This is a genomic window from Burkholderia sp. RF7-non_BP4 (assembly GCF_001521935.1).
GTDB classification, from domain to species: domain Bacteria; phylum Pseudomonadota; class Gammaproteobacteria; order Burkholderiales; family Burkholderiaceae; genus Burkholderia; species Burkholderia diffusa.
Genome location: NZ_LOTA01000097.1, coordinates 1 through 3,275, shown reverse-complemented (window position 1 = coordinate 3,275; position 3,275 = coordinate 1). Strand labels below are relative to the sequence as shown.

General features: G+C 61.9%; 1 protein-coding gene and 2 pseudogenes. 2 read left to right on the top strand and 1 reads right to left on the bottom strand.

The genetic code is table 11. From position 1 onward, the window contains the following. Positions 1-308 precede the first annotated feature (308 nt). A pseudogene (locus WS49_RS36320) lies at positions 309-1,156 on the top strand (IS3 family transposase); the annotation flags it as partial. Between the two features lie 310 nt (positions 1,157-1,466). Here the strand turns inward: WS49_RS36320 and WS49_RS32325 are convergent. Further along, complete coding sequence (locus WS49_RS32325; RefSeq protein WP_059537513.1) at positions 1,467-2,546, bottom strand: IS110 family transposase; 1,080 nt, start codon at positions 2,544-2,546, stop codon at positions 1,467-1,469. A 90-nt stretch (positions 2,547-2,636) separates the two neighbouring features. Between WS49_RS32325 and WS49_RS35805 the strand changes: the two are divergent. Next, positions 2,637-2,922, top strand: a pseudogene (locus tag WS49_RS35805) (transposase); the annotation flags it as partial. Positions 2,923-3,275: the final 353 nt, after the last annotated feature.

Here is a 3,275-nt window from a genome sequence, read left to right as displayed (position 1 = left end):
CCCGCTCAGCGGGGTAGCTCTGACAGTCGCACGGCTGTAATGAACTGGTGGATGCCGGAGATTTTGCGGGTACCCCCCGACAGATCAACCCGGCGATGGCCGGTCAGGCAAAGCGTGAGGCGCGATGGGACGTGGCGCGGTACGCGCTCCGCGCATAAAAGGCGAAAGTCCGATCCGCGGAATCGGCGAGTCGCTGATTGTGCATCCGATTCGCTGATGATAGAGGTGGCCGCGCAAATTCGGACAGCCGGATAAGTGGAACATCCGGGGCCTGAGCCAGCGATAATGCAGGCAAAGGAACCGGAAAGATGACGAAGAGAACCCGACGGACGCACTCAGCGGCGTTCAAAGCGAAAGTGGCCCTGGCGGCGGTCAAGGGCGAGCGCACGCTGGCCGAACTGGCGCAGCAGTTCGATGTGCACCCGAACCAGATCACGGAGTGGAAGCGGCAACTGCAGGAGCGTGCGGCGGATGTGTTCGGCGCGGCCTGTACACCGTCGAACGAGCCGCCGGTGGACGTGAAAACGCTGCACGCGAAGATCGGACAGTTGACGCTGGAGAACGATTTTTTGTCAGGAGCGCTCGGCAAAGCCGGACTGCTGAGCGCAAAGCGATGATTAACCGTACGCATGCGCTGCCGGTTTCGCGACAGACGCGACTGGTTGGCATCGCGAGATCGAGCGCGTATTACCGGGCGCAGCCAGTGAGCGAGGCGGATCAGTTGCTGATGCGGCGAATCGACGAGCTGCCCATGGAGTTTCCATTTGCCGGGGCACGGATGCTGGCGCGCCTATTACGCCGGGAAGGCCATGAAGTCGGCCGCCGGCGTGTGCGCACGCTGATGAAGCGCATGGGTGTCGAGGCGCTGTACTGCAAGCCGAACACGAGTCGGCGCAACGCACAGCACAAGATCTGGCCGTACTTGCTGCGGGGCATGAAGATCGACCGTGCCAATCAGGTGTTCGCCCTCGACACGACGTACATTCCGATGGCGCGCGGCTTCGTGTACCTGACGGCGGTGGTGGACTGGGCGAGCCGCAAGATTCTCGCGCACCGGGTTGCCATCACGCTGGAAGCCACGCATGCCGTCGAGGCACTGGAAGAAGCGTTCGCCCGCTACGGACTGCCGGACATCGTGAACACCGATCAGGGCAGCCTATAAGGACTTCCCCGTTTTAGCAAATTAGGTTTGGTGTTTCGTTCACTGAACGGCTCCATGGAACATGGACGATTCTCGAGCAGGTCGCGACAAGACAGACTGCGTGCCTATAAACGGCCTTGGTGGACGCCTGCATTGCCGCGCCCGGGCCCGGGCCCGGATAGTAACCGCGCAGCAGGACTCCATCCAGTTCACGGCGCGTGCTATGTGCGATGCCGCCTGACTGCCCTTCGAGTTCGCCCGCTGCCGGTCTGAGCTGTGTCGCTATCCTTGTCGATTGCGTCCGTGAAGAGGAAATGAGTGGTCTTCAAGGTTGGGTCGTGTCGGCTTGTTGGATCGGCTCAACTGCACGCACGGGCTGATGTGATGGGTCGAACTTCTCGCCGCGGGCAAGCACGGCCCACAGGATACGCGCGTGCTTGTTGGCCACGGCGACCAGGGCCTTGTAGTAGCCGATGCGAGCCTGCAGTTGGACAATCCATCGGGAGAGGCGGTCATTACGCCGGTGCGCGTGGAGCAAGGCGGATCGCGCCCCCTGGAACAGCAGGGTGCGAAGATAATCGCTACCTTGTTTGGTGATGCGCCCGAGACGCTGCTTGCCGCCACTGCTGTTCTGCTTGGGCACGGTGCCGAGCCAGGCGGCCATCTGCCTGCCGTTTCTGAACTGGCGGGCGTCGACGATGGTGGCCACGGCTGCCGAGGCGGTCAGGGGCCCCACGCCGCACATCTGCATGCAGCGCTTGGCATCGGGATTGTGACCGGCGTGCTCGCCGATCTGTCGCTCAAGCCAGGCGATTTCTGCGTCCAGCGTCTGCCATTGAGCCCAGCCACGCATCAGCGCCTGGCGGGCCGGTCCGTCAAGTTCACTGGTGCCATCTTCGATGCGCTCAATAAAATGTTTGCGCAGTTGCTCGATGCCCTGTGGCACAAACACGCCGAACTCACCAAGTAGGCCGCGCATACGGTTGACGAGGGCGGTACGCTCCTCGACAAATCCCGTACGCATGCGGTGCAGAACCAGGACGCTTTGCTGTGCGGATGACTTGATGGGCACGAAACGCATATGGGGACGGCTAGCCGCTTCGCAGATGGCTTCGGCATCGAGCGCGTCGTTCTTGACCTGCGTGCCACCCTTGCGGTACGGGGCCGCGAATTGCGGTGGGATCAGGCGTACCTCGTGGCCCAATGCGCGCAGCCGGCGCGCCCAGTAGTGAGCGGTGCTGCAGGCTTCCATGGCTACCAGACAGGGCTCAATGCGGGCAAACCAGCTCACGAAGTGCTCACGCGAGATCGCCTTGCGCGTCACCACACGCTCATTTACGCCGACTGCATGGATTTGCATCACGTTCTTCGCCAGATCCACGCCAACACGGGTAATCTTGTCCATGACTTCCCCCTTTACGGAAGGTTGTATAGCACCAGCCATGATGGCACCAGAGCGGTGCCAGTCCGAAGATCGGGGAAGTCCTTACCAATTCAGTTCACGGCGGGCGCGTTCATCGAGGCCGTACTGGGTCGAGGCGTGCGGCTGTCGATGGACGGCAAAGGCCTGGCGCGACAACGTGTTCGTCGAACGCGTGTGGCGCAGCGTCAAGTACGAAGAGATTTACCTGCGAGCTTACGAGTCGGTCAGCCATGCCCGGCGCTCCATCGGCGACTACATCGAGTTGTACAACCGAAAACGGCCCCATTCGAGCCTGGCGGATCGGACGCCGGATGAGGCATACTTCGCGACGCTGCCTGCGATCAAATCGGCAGCATGATTGCCTCGGACGTTCCACTTAGAAATCTCAGAAAACTGTCCGAACGAGTGAGGCCACCTCTGATGACGCCGCTTCATCACAAGGGAGGAATGAATGGACTGGAAAGACATCGCTTCGGCGGTCGGCCAGGCGGCGACAGTGATCGGCACGCTGCTTGGTGGCCCCGCAGGTGGGGCGGTCGGTGCCCTCGGTACCGGCACACGCCGGATGCGGTATCGACGGCGCTGGCCAGCGATCCGGACGCGTTGCTGAAACTGTAGGAATTGCAATCGAACGGTAAGCGTGTCCCCAGCACCGTCTCGACGATGTGAAAGGAAGTTGCCAGAGTAGTCCCCACCAAAGTAGTGGGGACC